Genomic DNA, 18,541 nt, shown 5'->3' with positions numbered 1-18,541 from the left:
GTGACCCACCCTCCATACTGTTCGTTCGAACGAACAGTTTCCGGGAGGCTCGTCTTATGCGCATCGCAGGATCAACCGTTCTCCTGACCGGGGCCGTGGGCGGTCTCGGTCAGGCCATCGCCCGTGAACTGGCTGCGAAGGGAGCCAAGTTGGTCCTCTCCGGGCGCCGTGCCGATGCCCTGGAGGCGCTCGCCGACGAGCTCGGTGCCCGAGCGGTCACCGCCGATCTCGCCGACCCGGATCAGGTCGACCGCCTCGCCGAGGCATGCCCCGACGTGGACATGGTGATCGCCAACGCCGCTCTGCCCTCCAGCGGCGAACTGCTCGACTACACGCCCGAGCAGATCGACCGCGCGCTGACCGTGAACCTGCGCGCCCCCGTCATGCTGACCCGCGCGCTCGCGCCCCGGATGGTCAAGGCAGGTCGGGGCCATATCGTCTTCGTCGGGTCGATCTCCGGGAAGGCGGCCACCAAGTACTCCTCGCTCTACAGCGCGGCCAAGTTCGGACTGCGCGGCTTCGCGCTCTCCCTCCGCCAGGACCTGCACGGTACGGGGGTGGGGGTGTCGCTGGTCCAACCCGGCGCCGTACGCGACGCAGGCATGTTCGCCGTCACGGGCGCCACCCCGCCGGCCGGCGTGCGCACGGTCTCCCCGGGACAGGTGGTGGCGGGAGTGGTTCGGGCCGTCGAGCGCGATCTGTGCGAAGTCAATGTCGCGCCGGTGGAGTTGAAGGTGCTCAGCGCCATCGCCGGGCAGTTCCCCGCCTTCGCGGAGAAGGTGCAGCGCGGCTCCAGCGCCGAGCGCACCATCAGCCAGGTCGTGGCCGCCCAGCGGGACAAGCGGTAGCCGTCCGCTTCAGTGCGAGTGCGCACGTCACGATGACCGGCGGCGCGTCGGGGCGGTGCGCACCGTCCTGAGCCCGGCCGCGAGGTCGGATCGCAGCCCCGCGTGGCCGTCGGCCGAAGCATGGCGTGGCACGCGGATGGCGGTCACCGCACCCGCCGGGACCATGAACGTCAGTCGGTCTTGATCTTCTTCATGGTCAGGTGGGACTCGACGCGCAGGATGCCGGGGAGGCCGGTGAGCTTGGCCGTGAGGAAGGCGTTGTAGGCGGCGTGGTCGGCGACGGCGACGCGCAGGAAGTAGTCGGGGCGGCCGAACATCCGGCGGAACTCGATGACTTCCTCGTAGGAGGCCAGCGTTTCCTCCAGCGTCTCGATGGTCTTGAGGTCGTTGGCGTAGACCTCGACGTCGACCATGACCTCCAGGCCGCGGCCGACCGCTTCGGGATTGATGACGGCACGGTAGCCGGTGATGACGCCGGCCTCCTCCAGTCGCTTGAGACGGCGCAGGCACGGTGGCGGGGTCAGGCCGACCCGCTTGGCCAGTTCCACGTTCGTCAGCCGACCGTCCTGGCTCAGATGAAACAAGATTTCTCTATCTACGCCATCGAGGCTGAGTTCATTGCCCATAAGTGCATGGTAGAGGAATTTTTTGAAATCAAATGTGTCGAGAACCCTTCTAAAATTGCGGCATGCACGCGCATTCGACCGCTGTGGGCGATCGCCCTTGTCCTACCTCCGCGCCCCCGCCTCGACCGTCGTCCGAGGCCTTGGCGGCCCTGAAAGACTCCACCTCCGTCGGGCTGGCCCTGCTGCCGCTCGGCCTCGCCCTCGGCGTGGTCATCACCCGTGCCGGCCTGCCCTGGTGGTGCGCGCCGCTGTTCGCCGCCGTCGTCTACGCCGGCTCGTTCGAGTTCCTGCTCGTGGGCCTGACCGTCGCGGCCACGCCCCTGGCGACGATCGCGCTGACCGCATTCCTGGTGAACGTCCGGCACGTCTTCTACGCGCTGTCCTTCCCCCTGCACCGCGTGCGCGGGCGCCTCGCCAAGGGCTACAGCACCTTCGCCCTGACCGACGAGGCATACGCCATGACCACCGGCGGGCAGGCCCAGTCATGGTCCAGCGCACGCATCCTGTCGCTGCAGGGGATCTTCCAGCTGTACTGGGTCGGCGGTGCCACCACCGGCGCCCTGCTCGGCTCACTGATACCCGACCGCATCACCGGTCTGGACTTCGCGATGACTGCCCTGTTCGCCATCCTGGCCACGGACGCCGTCGCCGAACGCCGCAACGACCTGCCCACCCCCGTCCTCGCACTGTTCAGCGCGCTGGCCGCCCGTCTCTTCTTCCCCGGGCAGCTGCTGCTCGTGGCCTTTTCCCTGTTCACCGCCGCTCTCCTGGCCCGGCACCTCGCCACCGGCAAGAGGTCGCACCATGCCTGACATCCGCTACCTACTCCTGGCCGCCGCGGTCTCGGCCGCCATCACCTGGGCCCTGCGTGCCGTGCCCTTCACCGTCCTGGCTCCGCTGCGCTCCAGTAAGACCGTCCAGTACCTCAGCACCCGTATGCCGGCCGGCGTCATGGTGATCCTGCTCGCCTATTGCCTGCGCGATCTCCCGCTGCCCCACTCAGGCGCCATCCCACCCCTGGTGGCACTCGCCGTCACCATCGGACTGCACCTGTGGCGCCGCAACACCCTGCTGAGCCTCATCGGCGGCACCACCGTCAACGTCGCTCTGGCCAGCACCCTCTTCGCACACTGACCCGCTCCAGCAGCGGATCGCCGCAAGCGGTGACACCAACGCATCAAAGAACCAGCGAGCACCGGCGGCTCCCCCCGGCCGTCACCGCGGGCCTTCCCGCCCCCCGAACTCAGGTCCCGTCGAAGCTCACGCCAACCGCATCATTCTGTGGAATCAGCGATGTCAAGCCGTGTGTTTGTGCATCACGTCGAGGTAGTGCCGATCACGGTGCGGCACGTGGTTGTCCCGTCTCGGCAGGCTGAAAACCGCGCAGACGTCAGCGGGTTGGGTGATGAGGCTTGCCTGCTGGCCGAAGGTGAGGGCGCTGTTGACCGCATGTCGGCAGCCTGCGTTGTCCAGGGCGGCGATCAGCTCCTCACGGAGGACGGTGGCGTCGCATGACTCGGAATCAGGCAGGACGAGCGGCGGAAGTTGGGCGGTCGAACCGGGCCAGAGGTTGATCCAGATCCCGCTGACGGCCCGCTGAGTGACCACCAGCTGCAGCCCGTCCCAGGAGTACGGGTAGCCGTCGATATCGGGCCCCTTCATGATGTGGGCGGGGTGCGGGCGCCCCGGGCCGAGGAGTTTTTCCGCCTCAGCCAGAGTCATTCCGCAGTTCAGGGGCCCGATCCGGCCAGTGCGGGCGAAGTCGACGAGTACGTCCATCAAGGTCACGACAGTGACTGTGACACTCTCCCGAGGCAGTTCGCACTCCGATATCAGGTGGGCATCCGGTGCGGGGAGCTGGAGCGGTCCTTCCGCCGCTCCAGCCCCTCTGCCCCGTAGCGCCGCAGCCAGCGGTGCAAGAGCACTGGCGGCTGATGCCGGAGGAGCGGCAGGCGGCGGCGATGCCGCCGCTCACCTGCTCCCCATGGTGCGTCACCGCCAGCCGCTGCCTCGCACGCCTCGATGGATCGCGTTCGGTCACAGCAGCGTGTCGAGGAAGGCGTTGGAGAACACCCGAGCCGGATCGTAGGAGTTGAGTGTGTTCCGGGCCGTGCGCCAGTCGTTGAACGCGGCCGGCACGGTGTTGCCCAGCGTGGCAGGGTCCGTCCACGGGCCGTTGTCCGTGTAGGCCCAGCCCTTGGACCACTCGGGACGTACGGTCGCGTACGAGCCGGTGTAGGTCTGCCAGATCCGTTGCTCCATTTCGCGGAAGAAGGGGGCCGCGCCGGGAGTGCCTGGGTAGGTGGCGAAGTCGAGCCACACCACGGTGTCCCATTCAGGATGGTCGGGGCGGGCGAGGGCCGGCGAGAGGAAGGGGCCGTCGTGCGGGTCGGTGCCGGTGATGCGGAGCTCGATCGGGCCGTTGACGGGGTAGGAGCCGCGGCTCTGGTGAGCGGCCAGCACGCTCTTGTAGTGACCGTAGAAGTCGCTCACCACTCGCTGCACATTCGCCCGGGAGGTCAGTACCGCCCAGCCGGCTTCGACGATGCGCAGTGTCGTGGGTTCGACGTACAGCAGACTGTTCTTCGACCAGCCCCAGACGTCCCAGGTGCCGGTGACGATCAGCCCGGAGCCGACGATGGACATGGCGAGCTTCGTGAAGTCAGGTGTCTTGTCGCCCCCGCCGGCGGCGATCTCGCCGAGCAACGCCGACATGTCCTCGGTGACACGGTTGGCGAAGGAGTAGGGGTAGGGCGCGTCGAGCTGTTTGGCCAGTAGGGGCTTGGTCGGTGCCACACTCCACACCTTCAGCCACGGCACATCGGTGAACGGGAACCAGATCGCCTCGACGCGTCCGGTGCCCGCAACATAGGAGCTGATCGTCCGGCCACCGGTACCGGGGGGACCGAAGACGGTGGCGACGTTGACGTCGTACCAGTTCCGGCAGCGCAGACGCGTGTTGGCCGCGGCGGTCATGGTCACTTCGGTGATGAAGGCGCGGCCCAGGTGGACGAGGAAGGCACGGATGTCGGGGTCGGAGCGAGTGAAGGTCCGGAGTGCGTAGCGGCCTTCCGCCGCGCTCCACACCACGGCTGTGAGAGAGGTGACCAGAGAGCTCAGGGTGCCGAAGCCGGAGCCCGCGGGCGGGTGTTCGCCGGCGGTGGGCAGCCCGGTGCCGTGGCCACCGATGGCGAGCACCCCGCCGATGGTGAGGTCGCCGGGCGCAGTGGTCGTGGCGAGGCCGAGCCCCGACTCCTCCAGGCGGGCGAGGATGGTGTCGAGGGTCGCCCCGGTTTGCGCGGTGACGCTCCCGGGGGTGCCGCCGCGGACGCTGACCGCGGTGAGGTGGGAGGTGGTGTCGACGATGATGGTGCGGGAGGTGTCGGCGCCGGCGGGTACCACCAGCGGTGACCAGGTGTGGCCCTTGCCTCGGGCTCGGAGACGGTAGCCGTGCTCGTGGGCCCAGTTGGCGAGGGTCACCACGTCGTCGGGGGTACGGGCCGAAGCGGTCCAGACGTCCTCGACGCGGATCTCTAACGACCAGTTGCGAAAGGCCTGTTGGGAGAGGGGGATGCCGGCGGGGAAGCCGGGCGGCGGGGTGAGGGTGGCCGCGGCGCTGCCCGCGGGGATGCGATGCGAGGGCTGCAGACCGGCTGCCGCGGCGAGCCCCGCAGCGGCGGTCGCGGTCAGGAGTGTGCGGCGGGTGAGGGAAGTTCTTCGAGCGCTGTCGTCGGACATGGCAGTCCTTCCGGCACGCGGCGCGCCGCCCCGCTGCACCGCGCACGGGATCGTAGGAGTGAGACCGTACGAGCGCCCCGGTGCGGTGGGGGTGCGGGGAGTGTAGGGTGACGGGCCGTCAGGTGCAATGGCCATGCCATGCCACGCCTTGCATTGACCTGCGAGCGCAGCCTCCGCTCCTTCCTTCTTGCTTGGGGCCTGGGCCTTCGGATCACGGCGGGGGAGTGAGGTGCGGTCGCCGACAGGAGGAAGCGTGGGATCGACGGGCCTCTTGCTTCTCAACACCTCCTGAATACGCAGCGGTCAGCTCATCGCGGTCGGCAGGCTGGCCTACGGCCGCGGTTAAATGGTTAGCAACTTGCCCAAAGCACCAGCTAATTGACGGTACATCAGCGGGGACTTACCGCGACTCTGGACAGAACCCTTGACGCGCTATTCACACATGGTGAACATGCAACGAGCAAGAGAGCGCTCCCATGAACGTCATCAGTTCACTTCCTGAATCCGAATCAGGAGAGCTTCCATGCCCACACCCCCCGCAGACGCAACCGCTCACCGCACATCCAGACCCTCACGCCGCACAGTCCTGGCCGCGATGGCGGCCGCACTCCCCGCCGCCGGACTGCCCGTCCTGTCCTCCCGAGCCTCCGCGGCGCCCGCTGCCGCTGCGTTGCCCGGCGGCGGCGACCTCGGCCCGAACGTGCTGGTCTTCGACCCCGCCACGCCCAACATCCAGGGCAAGCTCGATGAGATCTTCAAGCAGCAGGAGTCGGCCCAGTTCGGCACCGCCAGGTACGCCCTCCTGTTCAAACCGGGCACGTACAACGGCCTGAACGCCCAGCTCGGCTTCTACACCTCGATCGCGGGCCTGGGGCTGTCGCCCGACGACACGACCATCAACGGCGATGTGACCGTCGACGCCGGCTGGTTCAACGGCAATGCGACGCAGAACTTCTGGCGCTCGGCGGAGAACCTTGCGCTCATCCCCGTCAACGGCACGAACCGGTGGGCCGTCGCGCAGGCGGCACCGTTCCGGCGGATGCACGTCAAGGGCGGACTGAACCTGGCACCCGACGGCTACGGCTGGGCCAGCGGCGGGTACATCGCAGACAGCCGGATCGACGGCACGGTCGGCCCGTACTCCCAACAGCAGTGGTACACGCGCGACAGTTCGGTGGGCGGCTGGCACAACGCCGTGTGGAACATGGTGTTCTCCGGGGTCGAGGGAGCCCCCGGGCAGACGTTTCCCGACCCGCCGTACACCACCCTGGACACCACTCCGATCTCGCGCGAAAAGCCCTTCCTCTACCTCGCGGGCGGCGACTACCGGGTGTTCCTCCCCGAGAAGCGGGTCAACGCCCGCGGCACCACCTGGGGCAACGGCACACCGCGGGGCGAGTCCCTTCCGCTGAGCCAGTTCTACTTGGCCAAGCCCGGCACCGACGCGGCAACCCTCAACGCCGCACTGGCCCAGGGCCTCAACTTGCTTCTCACGCCCGGCATTTACCATGTCGACCGGCCGATCGAGGTGCAGCGGGCGAACACCGTGGTCCTGGGGCTGGGATACGCGACCATCGTGCCGGACAACGGGGTGACCGCCATGAAGGTCGCCGACGTCGACGGGGTGCGCCTGGCGGGGTTCCTCATCGACGCCGGCCCGGTCAACTCGGCCACGCTGTTGGAGGTCGGCCCCGACGGGGCTTCCGCGGACCACGCGGCCAATCCGACGACGGTGCAGGACGTCTTCGTACGGATCGGCGGCGCCGGCCCCGGCAAGGCGACCACCAGCATGGTGATCAACAGCAACCACACCATCATCGATCACACCTGGGTCTGGCGCGCCGACCACGGGGACGGGGTGGGCTGGGAGACCAACCGCGCCGACTACGGCATCCGCGTCAACGGTGCCGACGTCCTGGCCACAGGGCTGTTCGTCGAGCACTTCAACAAGTACGACGTGGAGTGGCGCGGCGAGCGGGGCCGTACGGTCTTCTTCCAGAACGAGAAGGCGTACGACGCGCCCAATCAGGCCGCGGTCCAGAACGGCAACACCAAGGGCTTCGCCGCGTACAAGATCGCCGACACGGTGACCACCCACGAAGGGTGGGGCCTGGGCAGCTACTGCTACTACAACGTGGATCCCACCATCCGGCAGGACCACGGCTTCGAGGCCCCGCACAAGCCGGGTGTGAAGTTCCACGATCTGCTCGTGGTCTCGCTGGGCGGTAAGGGCCAGTACGAGCACGTGATCAACGACGTCGGCGCCGCCACCTCGGGCACCTCGACGGTGCCGTCCACGGTGGTCTCCTACCCCTGACCACCACGGCCTACGAAGGCCAGGCCCCCGGCCCGTGGCCACGTCGCCAAGGGCCGGGGATCCGGTGCGCCCGAACGGGTGGCAGGTGCCGCGCTGACCACCGTCGGGCGCGCTGGGGCGGGAAAGGCGATGAGGTGAGCCACTCACTTGCAGCGAACGGCAGGTAAGCCATCGTGAAAGCGTTTGTCCTCCGGAAGGTCGGCGAGGTCGGCGTCATGGCCAAGTCGATCCCCGAACCCTGGGAGGCGACCTTCCGGGTCACGAAGCCGGGCGGGCGCATTTCCAACGTCGGGTACCACGGCGAGTCCCCCGAGCCGCTGCGGATCCCCCTGGAGCCGTTCGGATACGGCATGTCCGACAAGCAGGTCTACGGCGGGTTCAACCGCGGAGGCAGGGGGTGGCTTCGGCGGATCTTCCGGTTGATGGAGACCGGGAAAGTCGATCCCACGCCGATGACCACGCATGAGTTCGGCTTCGACGAGATCGAGCGGGCATTCACGATGATGGCCTCGAAGGAGGGAGGGATCATCAAGCCATTGATCCACTTCGACTCGGCGGGCGGGTAAGCGCTGCTCGTACCGCCTCCCGGTCTCGTCGTCTCCGGGCGGACCCTGGGTCGGCCCCCGGCGAGGCCGCGGACAACACCACTTGAGGGCTGTCAGTGGCGGTGACCACTCGGCGGGGCGTGCCGTGCGCCGAGGACGGCGGCCGGGCCGCGGCGCACGGTACGGGTAGGGCATCCCCTCATATGGCAGGTCCACCTCGCGGCCCTGCCGGTGATCCGAACGTTGCGCGACGAGCTCATGGTCGACGCGGCACGTATCACCGGCGCAGCCCGCGCCAAGAAGATCGCCTGGGCGCGGCTAGCCTCCGTCCTGGCCACGCGAATTGCGCCCGCCATTCCGGTACGGCGCGGCGCTTGGCGACCGTGCGACCGGGGCGGCCGGGGCAGGTCAGAGGCCGCCGGCGTTGAGCAGCCGGTTGGGGGTATCGGAGCGGACGCCGCGCACGACACCGCGGGTGGCCGTGTGGTCGAGCCAGAGGTGGACCTCGTTGGCCGTGGCGTGGGGGTGTGCCGACAGGTACAGCGCGATCACGCCGGTCGCATGGGGCGCGGCCCAGGACGTCGCGCCGTCATTGTCCGTGGTCGTACCGCCGCCCGCGAGGGCGGCGGTCACCTTCTGGCCGGGGGCGTACAGGTCCACACACCGTCCGAAGCCCGATCCGTAGGAGCCGCCGTCGCTCCAGGCGCGGTCGTTCGAGGTGGAGGCCGCCACGACGATCGTGCCGGGGACGCCGGCCGGGGAGTGCTTGCAGGCGTCGTCATGGAAGTTGCCGGCCGACACCACCGTCGGGATCCCCGCGTCGACCATCTTCTTCACGGCGGACTCCAGGGCGGCTGACCGGTGGTCGAGGTTGAGCGACATGTTCACCACCGCAGGCTTCTGCGCGTGCGCGGTGACCCACTTGACCGACTTCACCAAGGCCGCTTCGGCCGCCGCCGGGGAGCCGCCGCCCTCGCTCTCACACTGGATGCCCTGGACCCGTACGAGCTCCGCCTTCGGCGCCACCCCGTATCTCGTGCCGCCGATGATGCCCGCGACGAAGGTGCCATGGCCCATCCCCGCCTCGCTGAAGCAGTCACCGGAGTCCTTCGGGCCCACGAAGTCGGCGCCGAGGCGCGCCCGTCCGCCGAACTCCTTGTGAGCGACGTCCATCCCGGTGTCGATCACATACACGTGAACGCCCTTGCCCGTGGCGGTGGTGGTGAAATTCCCGTTCAGCGGCCGCGACCGCTGGTCCAGAATGTCCAGGTTCCACGGCACGTGCCGGGTGATGGGCGACGCCGCGGTCTGCGCGATACCGGACGACTTCCCCACGGTGCCGGGAGACACCGGCGCCGAGCCGGACGAGGCCCTGCCCCCGGAGGCCATGGACGTCCCCTTCCCGTGCGCGGGGTGCGTTTCGCCGCTTCCTCCGGCCGCGGCGCCGGCTTCCGCGCGGCAGGCCGAGGCCCCGAGCACCGTCGCCATGGCCACCACTATGAGACCGGCCTTCGTCACGTTCCGCGTCACTACGTCCCCCATATCCCTGCTTCGTACACAGTCAGCGCACAAGACGACCACGGAGGGAGGGCGGTTCCGGCGGGACGTTCACGATCCGCCCCCAGCCCCGATCCATGCAGCGCTGCCCCTCGCGCTCGTTGCATTCGCCTGTGGGAGGCCAAGTCGTGCGTTCTCGTGCTGAGTCATCGGGTGGCCGTCGCCGAAGTGGTGAGGGGGTAGCTGGCCGCCAGCTGCGTCGATAGCGTTGCCGGATGGATCAAGATGAACGGCTATGTCACGCCTCGTCGTTCGGTGCAGCGGCGGCCGCATACGCTGAGCACCGTCCGGACTACGCGCAGGCCGCGGTGCGTTGGGCGCTTGCACCCGCGCCCGGCCCACGCGTGCTCGACCTGGGCGCCGGCACCGGCAAGCTGACCGCCACGCTGGTCGCGCTGGGTGCCGAAGTCGTTGCGGTTGAGCCCGACCCGGAGATGCTGGCCGAGCTGCGCCGCTCGCTGCCGGCCGTCCGTGCCCTGTCAGGTAGTGCCGAGGCGATACCGCTGCCGGACGCTTCCGTCGATGCCGTGTTGGCCGGCAATGCCATGCACTGGTTCGACATGGCTGTCGCGGGGCCCGAGATCGCCAGGGTCCTCGCACCCGGCGGCCTCCTGGGCGGCCTGTGGAACCTCATGGACGACCAGGTCGAGTGGGTTGCCGGGCTCGCGCGGATCAGCGGGAGCGCGGCCATCGGCCCGCGCGACACGCCCACCAGCTGGCGCGCTGCGACGGCGGACATGCACCTTCCGAAGACTGGCGTGGCCGCCCGGTTCGGCTCGCCGGAGCAGGCCGAGTTCCCCCACGGGCAGCGCCGCACCGCCGACTCTCTCGTCGCGACCCTCGCGACGCGCGCGGGGATGCTCGTCATGCCGGAAGAGGAACGCGAGGCCACGCTGGGCCGGATCCGCGCATTCCTCGCGGGGAGACCGGAGACCGCCGGCGGCGAGTTCACTCTCCCGATGCTGACCGGCGCGCTGCGCGTCCGGCGGCTGTGAAGCATCAGGTCGAGACCCGAGTCTGACCGGTCCGCCTGGCGGTGCACCGTGGTGCGAGTGTGTGCACCGCCTGGCGCGGCGGGTGCAAGGCGGCGCCCGTAGAGAGGGCCGGTGTCCCAGGAAGATGTCCGTGGTGCGTGGATCCGGCCTGGTCAGGAGGTGGGCCGTCCCGTGGTGGTGCCAAGGGTTCGCGAGCCGTGGTCCGGGCCGGGGCGGGCCGGCCATACTCGGGTTGTCCGACGGGGGAGGGCACGGACCTTCTAGCGATCCCCTTGGTCCAGCCGCGGAACGGCGTAGGCCGGTGTGGATCCGACAGCGGTACATCGTGGTGGTGAAATCCGAAACCTCCGGCGATGACGGGGATCCGGTTTCGGAACCTTGGGCCTGGTGTGCCCATGAGTCTCAGCGGCCTGTTCGCTCTTCCTCGTTCCCATCAACGACACGGGAGAACACGATGCGGTTACGCAAGTGCGCGGCGACGAGTCTGGCCTCCGTCGCCCTCGTCGCCGGGGCCACGGCGTTCACGTCCTCGGCCTCCGCCGCTCAGCGCCAGGCGGCAGCGCCACACACTGTCCAGGACGGCGGCTGCAGGACGTACAGCGGCACCGCCTGCTTCTGGCCCAACAAGTACGGCATAGGCACGCTGGGCGAGGTCACCGACAACAACAGCGATTTCACGAAGCTCTACAACAGCACTGGCTGCAAGAACCACAACTGGAACGACTGCATCAACTCCATCCAGAACGGCGGCACGCTGTGTACGGTCTATTTCTGGCCCGGCGCCGGCTACACCGGCCGATACCACAGCTTGTCCCTCGGTGACGCGGTGTGGGACTTCGCGGCCCCGGTATCGGAGGGCGGCTACAACGACCCGTCGTTCGACAAGTCGATCAGTTCCAACCACTGGTGCACTCCAAGGTGATCAGTAGAGCAGCGGCGGCGCTTCTGACGGGATGTGCCATGGCTGCGGGGCTGGTCGGCTGCACCTCCGCGCAGCCGACCGGCCCGCCGGTGTCCGCCGCGATGACGGACGTGGCCACGAGATCGGGCCGCTGGCCAACCGGTGCGGATCAACTCCAGGCCGCCTTCGACCAGTTGGATCGCACATGCCTGAGCAAGGCCGGGTTCCACCTTCCGGCCGCCCCGAAGGTGACGTTGCCGTCACCCGAGAACGAGGCCGCCACCATCGACCTGGCTGCCCGCAGGCGACGCGGTTACGGAATATCGATGGCCCATGACAGTTCCGCCGCGGCCGGGAACCCGAACGCGTACGCGTCCTCTCTGTCCGCCGAGGACCGGCAGCGCTTCGGAAGCGCGCAGTTCGGGCCGGGGATGCCGAGGACCGGTGTCGCGTTGAAGGGGAAGGCAACGGCCACCGTTCCCACCGCCGGCTGTGTCGCACGTGCGCGTACGGCACTGGCCGGAGACGTGCACACGTGGGCTGAGGTCTCCTACATACCCCAGCAGTTCGACGACCAGACCAGTCGCAAGGCGCTGACGGACACCGGATACCGAGCCGCTCTTGTCCGGTGGCGCGCCTGTATGGCGCAGGCCGGCTACACGTACGCGAGCCCGGACGCCGCGGTGGCTCGCCTGCAACTGGAGCACGAGCGGGGAGCGAAGGGCGCGCGCTTTCAGCGCCTGGAGAGAGCGGTGGCCGTTTCCGACGGTGAGTGTGCGAGCCGCACTCACCTGCCTGCCGAGCTTCTGCGCGCCCGCAGGAGGCAAGTCAGCAGGCTCTCGGCTCGCGACCTGTCAACGCTGCAGTCGGTTACCCAGGACTGGGAGTCAGCGGTGACCCGCGCCCGCCGGGTATTGGCCGCTCCAGCCAAGAGGGGGGCCTGATTGCGGCGCACGGCCCGCGCGCCGGCTGCTGTGCGGCGCTGTGCGGCGCGGCGGGGTGGGCGACGGTGCGGATGCTCGCTCGGCACGTTACTGCCGGACGAACCAGGTGGGGTGTCAGCGCCGGCGCCGGCGGAGGCGTTCGTCACCGAGCAGCTCGCGATGGCCCCGGACGTGCCGGCCGAGTGCGCGCTCCGGCCGAAGACGGTGTACGAGCACAGCGAGGCTCGGTGCACCACCGCGTCACCGGTGCTGCGGGCGCCACTCGAAGAGCAGGATGGTCGCGTCGTCCCGTAGTTGATTGCGCTGGTAATCGAGGATGGCGTGGATGAGCAGCCGCAGCACCTCGGCCGGGAGCTGACCGGCGGCGGACGAGCGGATGATGAAGTCGGTGAACCGGCCGAGGCCGAACTCCGCACCGTCTGCGTCGCGAGCCTCTACGACACCGTCGGTGTAGAGCAGGACGCAGTCGCCCGGTTCCAGTGTCGTCTCGTGGACCTTCCGGGCTGCCGGGGCGAGTTCTCCGACCAGGCCGATCGGAGGCTGCGGGGGGCTGTCCAGCACGCCGTCGAGCACCCGCTTGGCACGGATCAGCAGCGGCGGCGGGTGACCGCAGTTGACCCACTGCAGTACCCCGGTGACCGCGTCGAGCCGGCACAGCACGCCGGTGCAGAAGTGGTCGGGCAGCCACTGGGCAAGCGCCTGGTCGACGGAGCCGACGACATCGGCCAGGTCCCCACCGCCGCGGCGGGCGTTCCGTGCCGCCGCCATGGCGACCGAGGTGGTCAGGCCGGCGGCCAGATCGTGCCCCATGGAGTCGAGGATCATGGTGTGCAGAATGTCCTTGACCACCGAGTGGTCGTAGGCGTCACCGGCGACGTCGTATGCCGGCTCCAGGACCGCGGTCGAGACGCACCTTCTGCTGCCGACGGTGTGGGGTGGCAGGAAGGCCCGCAGCATCTCGGTGGGCAACCGCATGGTGGCGGTGCGCGCGAGGCCGGCGAGCCAGTCGCTGTAGGCGCGCTTGGAGGTGATCAGCATGGCGAGCAGATGGGCCAGCATGCGGCTGCGGCGCATCCGCGCCCCGTCGAGCGAGGCAGTCCGCACCGCCAGCGCGCCCAGCCGCTCCGCACCGTCGACCAGCGGCAGCCAGACGATCATGCCGTCATCGGCCTCGGCCACCCGCGGGGAGACCGTGCGGTACGCCCAGCCGGCCGACGAGCGGTCCACCGGCAGTGGCTCCATGGCCTCGTCGAGCGGGATGAGCAACTGTTGTTGCAGGTCGACGAGGTAGATCAGCGCAGCGTCCAGGCCGAGGGCGGAGGCGCACCGGTTCGCCAGGGCGGGCAGTTCGAACGGCAGGGCTGTCTGCGCCTCGATGATCAGTTCTTCCAGGCGGCTCTCGTCGACGGCTGTGTCTGGACCGGCGGACGCGTGTGCTTGGTCCGACACGGGGATCACCCCTTCCGTGCCCACTCTCACACCGATCCCAATCTCTCATGTCAGGCATGATCGTGCCGGCCGCCGGGTGCCGGGTGCCGGGTGCGGGCTGCGGCGAGGGGGGAGCGGTGGCCAGGGGCGGCGAGCTGAGACCGACCCGGGCACACTTCGTGCGGCGGCCATCATGGGCCGGCCTTCATCAGCCCCCGGGGGAATCCCCGGGGGAGGCTCGTGATCGCGTCCCTGTTCCGAGCGGTGGCTAGAATGAGTCATGAATTCGAACTCCATGCATTCCGGAGCCAGTTGGTCCCGGCGGCGCGCAGCAGTTCTGACTTCCTTGTTGAGCGCGGTGGCCCTCGGATGGACTGCGGTCGCACTGAGCGTGCACATGACCGGCTCGCCCGCACTGGACCCTGAGAGCGTGACCGATGCTGATGTGGCCCGGCTGGGCGCTGCCGTGATGGCCGGCAGTGCCGCGGTGGCCGCCGGACTCTGGTGGCGTCACTGGGCGACCGTACGTCGGCGGGTGACCGGCGGAGGCTGGGCGCGGGCGGCCTTTGTCGTCTCCGCCGTCCATTCGATGTTCGTCGTACCAGTGATTGTGTTTGCCTCCTGGGAGTGGACGGCCCTTGTGATCGCGTACACGTGCGCCGTGTTCGCCGGCGGTGTGCGGGAGGCCGCCGGGGTGACTGCACCAGCGCGCACGTCCTGGCAGCCCAGGTCGGCCAGATGACGGGTGATCTCCTCGGCCGTATGCAGGGTCAAAGCCCGGTCAATCGTCGGTGCCTGGGCCTGATGGGGGCCGAGCGCTGCCATTGCGGCGGTCAGCACTCGTCTTCGGACCGGTGACACCGGCCGTCAGATGGGCCGGCCTGGGCGGTTCGAAGGAGAGCACGTCGGGGAGGCGATCGGGGGCCGCGGAACGGAGCAGGCCGTAGCCGATGCCTGCGATGCCGGTCATCAGCCCGGGAGTGCTGATGCCTTCGGGCACACCGCATATGGGCCCGCGTTCGTCCAGGGTTGCGCATACCGCGTGAGTTAGCCGGGCGGTGACGATCCGAGCCGCGGGGTTGTCCACGCCGCGGGTCGCCGTGGCGAGGAAGTCCAGATTGCCCAGCTCACCATGGCACAGGGAGAGGTTGCGCACGGTGACGACACCGGCGTCACCGTAGTGCCGCAAGGTGGCCTCCACCGCGGTCTCGAGGCCGGCGGCCGCTGCCTTCGCGATGCCCGGGTCGCCGTACGCGGCCAGCGTCGCCCGTGCGGTCCCGATCCCCGGTGCGCCGTGGCACCAGGCTGTCATGGTGCGATCCCCGCTTGCCGGCCGTAGGTCGGGCCAGCATCGCCGTTCGGGATCGACAAGGCTGTCCTCGTACCGGAGAGCGTCCTGGATGACCTCGTCGTAGCGAGTGGTTCCCAGCCGTTGCGCACAGCGGGCGAGGGCCAGTGCGATGCCGGACGCCCCGTGCGACATTCCGCACAGCGGCCTGTCCCCGGCTGCCGTGAAGGCCCAGCCCGCCCCGACGGTGAGGAGGGTCCTGGCTCGGACGACGGCTTCCGCGCACTGCTCCATCACCTCGGCGACCGCATCGCTGGGCAGGACGTGATGCGCGGCGCTGAGGGCCATCAGAGTACCGGCGAGCCCGTCCACCAGGTCCGATGCCGTCGTCCTCCGCACCGTCTTCCTCAGCCGGGGCAGCACGTGGTCGATCATGTCCGCCAGGAGACCGAGGTCACCGGTGGCTGCTGACCAGTGCGCCACGAAGTACAGCCCGCCGTCGACCTCTCCGGTCAAGCCCAGGGCCGGCACTTCGGCCGGGGGAGGCGGCAGGTCGCTGTTGCGTCGTACCCGGCGGGCGAGTGATCGGGCCACGTCGGCGGCGGCCTCGGTGTAGCCGGCGTTGCCCGTGACCAGCCCGAGGTGCATCAGGAAGAAGGCGATCCCGGCCGCGCCCGAGTACATGCCGGACAGGGTGGGGCCGAGCCGCCAGGCCGATGGACCGGAGGGACAGATGCCCAGCCAGCCGATCTCCTCCGCGGTCCGGACCGCGGAGGCCAGGAGCTTGCCACCGATGCGGCGCGCATGGTCGATCAGGGCGCTCGGCGCAACGTTGTGGTCGGTGGTGGTGACGGTGTGGACCGGCCAGGACGAGTGGAGTTCCTCGGTTGCCACGCAGGCGAATGCCGACCTGATCACCCACTGCTGGTGCTCCATGTCAGCGGCGGAGAGACCCATGATGCGATCGCGGGCGGCCTGCAGGCCGGTCGTCTCCAAGGCGTCATCAATGACCGTTCCCTCACCCCCGGTCAGGCCGCGCCCGTCGACAGTGCTGGTGAAGAGGGGTATGTCACCGTCAGCCAGCTGGCGTCGCTCGCTGGCCGCCAAGGACGGACCGACGCGCAGAGAGTCGTATCGGGTGAGTGTGCGGTCGAGGTACCGGTCTCGATCCACCCCGTTGCGCAGCAGGTTGGGGTGATAGCTGTCCCAGAGGAAGGCGCTGTACGTTTCGGTGGCCTCCAACACCCGTCGAACCGTGTCGCCGCGAAAGCTCTCCAGCATCCCGCCGGGACTGGCGAGCTCGGATTTCCGACGGTGGAGGATGCGGTACATGGCTTCGAAGCCGGCTGTCACCTGTGTGACGTGATCGGTGGGGAGGACGGCCCGGCCCGCGAGTGAAGGGGTGTTCCGGGACCCGCCCATCGGCATCCGGCGGTGGACGATACGCATCGTGTCCGTGGCGGGATCCGCCCAGGTCGCCACTTTGCCGGGCGTCAACTGGCCGGGGCGGTAGGCCATGCCGGACAGGTCTGTGCGTCCGCCGTCAGCGTCATCGAACGACACGACCGGGTTGGGGAGCAGACCGGTTGCCAGCACGGTCGAGGCGGTGAGTGCGGAGGCGACCTCGTCACTGCTGCCGCCCGCACGGTGCAGGTCGGCGCCGAACAGCGCCTCGAGGTCGACCAGGTAGGGAAACTCGCCGGCCGCTATCACGTTCTCGAAGTGCAGATCCGTCGCGCGCAGGGCATGTGCGAGGGCGAGGTAGCCACCGTGCCGGCGGTAGAAACGCCCGACCTGCTCAGGATCGGTGCAGTCCGATGGCGCGACGCATTGCGACCACCCGTGGTCGCCGCAGCCGACCACCCGCAACACCGGGAAGGCCGGTTCGAACCCTTCATCGTTCGCCCAGCTCAGCAGAGCCTGGAAGTGCTGGTCGACGGCGAGCGAGCGGGGCTTGTAGACGACCTTGCCCCCGTCGGCGAAGGTCAGGATGCCGACCGAACGCCCGCCGCGGTGACCGTCTCCGGCTTCGAACGCCACATCGGTCAGTTCCCTCGCGCCGGCGGCCGGTGCGAGCTCGTCGACCAACTCCCGATCCGCGCACAGGTGGGAACAGAATTCCAGCCGAGCGGCGACCCAGGCATCGACGGTGGCACAGCACTCCCTGAGCAGGAGCGGGTAGCTCTCCCACAGCAACGGGCAGCGGACGGGATCGGAAAGCCAGGAAGCGAACTCGGCGAACCGCGCCTCGCTGTCGGTGCCGGTGAGCTTCCCTTGCAACCGTGCCACGTTGAGCTCGAGGATCAACACGCGCAGCACCAAGCGAGTCAGGGCCCGCCGGGGCCAGGTGCGGGCCAGTAGTTCACCCATCCGGTCAGCGTCTGTCACCGAGCCGGAGGAGCGCAGGATGTCCCGCACACCGGTGGTGAGAGTGTCGATTCCGCGCTCCAAGACGGGGGAGAGGAAGCCGAGGAGGCGGGCCATTCGGTCCTGCCGGTGGCCGGGTTGAGCGCCGGGCAAGCCGGGCGCCGACGCCAGGAACGGGGCGTCGGCGGTTCCCACCAGCGGCATTCCGTGCAGCTTCGACAACCACGGCGGAGGCTGCGCGAAGCGCATGCGTACTTCTTCCGCGGTCTCCTGGCACACCGCTGCGAAGTCCAGTGGGGTCAGGCCTCGCTGCCGCAGCATGCGGGTGAACAGTTCGTCATCGGAATACGGGAACTGCTCGCGGAGGGCATCCAGCCTCCTGGCTGCGGCAGCGTGGCCCGCGTCGCCGAGGGCAGCGCTGCCGGCAGCGACTCGTTCGTCCAGGCGGGTTGCCAGATACCAGTGGCTCGCGCGGGCGTCGAGACGAACAGGCGGGCCGGAATGCGACGCGGACACGGGAGCGCAACTCCGCTAGCCGGCACAGCAGTTGTCGGAGGTGTACCCGAAGGTGAACATGCACGACGTGATACAGACGATGGACACGGTGCTGGCTTCGATCGCGTGCGTGCCGTTGAAGGCGAGGATCTCCTGGAACTCCCCGGCGGGGTTGGCCGGGATGGCGCGGATCTCCTCCTCGGACAAGGAGTCGTGGAAGCTCTGATCGGTCCAGGCGCGGATGATGGTGTCTGTGTCCATGGATATCGACATGCTGCCCTCTCTCGATGGCCGGCGTTCGTTGTCGCCCAGTAGTGTCATCGGAGGCAGTCCGGGGAGTCATTGACCGGAAGCGCACACCCGTTGACTGCGGACGCACGCCGTCGACCCGCCAGCTTTCCACGTGCGGCGGTCAGAAGAAGGCGACCCGACGGCCCGGAGCGGCTGCGTTCCGGGCTGATCGCGGCCCGGACCGCTCAGGTCCAGGCCGCG

16 protein-coding genes are annotated in these 18,541 nt (G+C 69.1%); 9 read left to right on the top strand and 7 right to left on the bottom strand.

Features of this window, described 5'->3' with window-relative positions:
- The first annotated feature begins 56 nt into the window (after nucleotides 1-56).
- The gene (locus tag V2J85_RS14925) at nucleotides 57-848 is read left to right on the top strand and encodes an SDR family NAD(P)-dependent oxidoreductase (RefSeq protein WP_330821846.1); all 792 of its coding nucleotides are present in this window, start codon (nucleotides 57-59) and stop codon (nucleotides 846-848) included.
- 170 nt (nucleotides 849-1,018) lie between these two features.
- On the opposite strand, the gene V2J85_RS14920 is transcribed toward V2J85_RS14925, so the two are convergent.
- Nucleotides 1,019-1,474, bottom strand: coding sequence for an Lrp/AsnC family transcriptional regulator (locus tag V2J85_RS14920; protein ID WP_261958154.1), 456 nt, complete (start codon nucleotides 1,472-1,474; stop codon nucleotides 1,019-1,021).
- Between the two features lie 140 nt (nucleotides 1,475-1,614).
- Here V2J85_RS14920 and V2J85_RS14915 point away from each other — a divergent pair, with 140 nt between their 5' ends.
- A complete protein-coding gene (locus tag V2J85_RS14915; RefSeq protein ID WP_261958155.1) occupies nucleotides 1,615-2,286 on the top strand; it encodes an AzlC family ABC transporter permease in 672 nt (223 codons plus the stop codon).
- Nucleotides 2,279-2,608, top strand: coding sequence for a branched-chain amino acid transporter permease (locus tag V2J85_RS14910; RefSeq protein WP_261958156.1), 330 nt, complete (start codon nucleotides 2,279-2,281; stop codon nucleotides 2,606-2,608). The genes V2J85_RS14915 and V2J85_RS14910 overlap by 8 nt, the downstream gene beginning before the upstream one ends.
- A 162-nt stretch (nucleotides 2,609-2,770) precedes the next feature.
- Here V2J85_RS14910 and V2J85_RS14905 read toward each other — a convergent pair whose 3' ends face one another.
- Both V2J85_RS14905 and V2J85_RS14900 read right to left on the bottom strand, forming a co-directional pair.
- Entirely contained in the window at nucleotides 2,771-3,262 is a 492-nt protein-coding gene (locus tag V2J85_RS14905; protein ID WP_261958157.1) for a hypothetical protein, read from the bottom strand.
- Between the two features lie 249 nt (nucleotides 3,263-3,511).
- A complete protein-coding gene (locus V2J85_RS14900) occupies nucleotides 3,512-5,212 on the bottom strand; it encodes a cholesterol oxidase substrate-binding domain-containing protein (protein ID WP_261958158.1) in 1,701 nt (566 codons plus the stop codon).
- A gap of 523 nt (nucleotides 5,213-5,735) precedes the next feature.
- On the opposite strand from V2J85_RS14900, the gene V2J85_RS14895 reads away from it, so the two are divergent.
- Nucleotides 5,736-7,529, top strand: coding sequence for a coagulation factor 5/8 type domain-containing protein (locus V2J85_RS14895; RefSeq protein WP_419836780.1), 1,794 nt, complete (start codon nucleotides 5,736-5,738; stop codon nucleotides 7,527-7,529).
- Nucleotides 7,530-7,702: 173 nt separating this feature from the next.
- On the top strand, nucleotides 7,703-8,095 hold the full coding sequence (locus tag V2J85_RS14890; protein WP_330821844.1) for a zinc-binding dehydrogenase: 393 nt from the start codon (nucleotides 7,703-7,705) through the stop codon (nucleotides 8,093-8,095).
- A 387-nt stretch (nucleotides 8,096-8,482) separates the two neighbouring features.
- Here the strand turns inward: V2J85_RS14890 and V2J85_RS14885 are convergent, their stop codons facing one another.
- Nucleotides 8,483-9,463: a S8 family peptidase gene (locus V2J85_RS14885; RefSeq protein WP_261958161.1), complete on the bottom strand. Its 981-nt coding sequence runs from the start codon at nucleotides 9,461-9,463 to the stop codon at nucleotides 8,483-8,485.
- Between the two features lie 383 nt (nucleotides 9,464-9,846).
- Between V2J85_RS14885 and V2J85_RS14880 the strand changes: the two genes are divergently transcribed.
- The 3 genes from V2J85_RS14880 (at nucleotide 9,847) to V2J85_RS14870 (ending at nucleotide 12,471) form a co-directional block, all read left to right on the top strand.
- Entirely contained in the window at nucleotides 9,847-10,626 is a 780-nt protein-coding gene (locus tag V2J85_RS14880) for a class I SAM-dependent methyltransferase (protein ID WP_261958162.1), read from the top strand.
- 454 nt (nucleotides 10,627-11,080) lie between these two features.
- Nucleotides 11,081-11,548, top strand: coding sequence for a peptidase inhibitor family I36 protein (locus tag V2J85_RS14875; protein ID WP_330821843.1), 468 nt, complete (start codon nucleotides 11,081-11,083; stop codon nucleotides 11,546-11,548).
- Between the two features lie 38 nt (nucleotides 11,549-11,586).
- The gene (locus V2J85_RS14870) at nucleotides 11,587-12,471 is read left to right on the top strand and encodes a hypothetical protein (RefSeq protein ID WP_330821842.1); all 885 of its coding nucleotides are present in this window, start codon (nucleotides 11,587-11,589) and stop codon (nucleotides 12,469-12,471) included.
- A 240-nt stretch (nucleotides 12,472-12,711) separates the two neighbouring features.
- Here the strand turns inward: V2J85_RS14870 and V2J85_RS14865 are convergent, their stop codons facing one another.
- Nucleotides 12,712-13,929 (bottom strand): PP2C family protein-serine/threonine phosphatase, encoded by a 1,218-nt coding sequence (locus tag V2J85_RS14865; RefSeq protein WP_410011392.1) that lies wholly within the window; start codon nucleotides 13,927-13,929, stop codon nucleotides 12,712-12,714.
- A gap of 250 nt (nucleotides 13,930-14,179) precedes the next feature.
- On the opposite strand from V2J85_RS14865, the gene V2J85_RS14860 reads away from it, so the two are divergent.
- Nucleotides 14,180-14,641, top strand: coding sequence for a hypothetical protein (locus V2J85_RS14860; RefSeq protein WP_261958165.1), 462 nt, complete (start codon nucleotides 14,180-14,182; stop codon nucleotides 14,639-14,641).
- 39 nt (nucleotides 14,642-14,680) lie between these two features.
- Here V2J85_RS14860 and V2J85_RS14855 read toward each other — a convergent pair whose 3' ends face one another.
- Entirely contained in the window at nucleotides 14,681-18,070 is a 3,390-nt protein-coding gene (locus tag V2J85_RS14855; protein WP_330821841.1) for a type 2 lanthipeptide synthetase LanM family protein, read from the bottom strand.
- Nucleotides 18,071-18,085: 15 nt separating this feature from the next.
- Nucleotides 18,086-18,310 carry a mersacidin/lichenicidin family type 2 lantibiotic gene (locus tag V2J85_RS14850; RefSeq protein ID WP_261958167.1) on the bottom strand — a complete coding sequence of 75 codons (225 nt, stop codon included), beginning with the start codon at nucleotides 18,308-18,310 and terminating at the stop codon, nucleotides 18,086-18,088.
- Nucleotides 18,311-18,541: the final 231 nt, after the last annotated feature.

Source organism: Streptomyces bugieae (assembly GCF_036352915.1).
GTDB lineage: Bacteria > Actinomycetota > Actinomycetes > Streptomycetales > Streptomycetaceae > Streptomyces > Streptomyces endophytica.
This window is presented reverse-complemented; position numbering and strand designations above follow the sequence as displayed.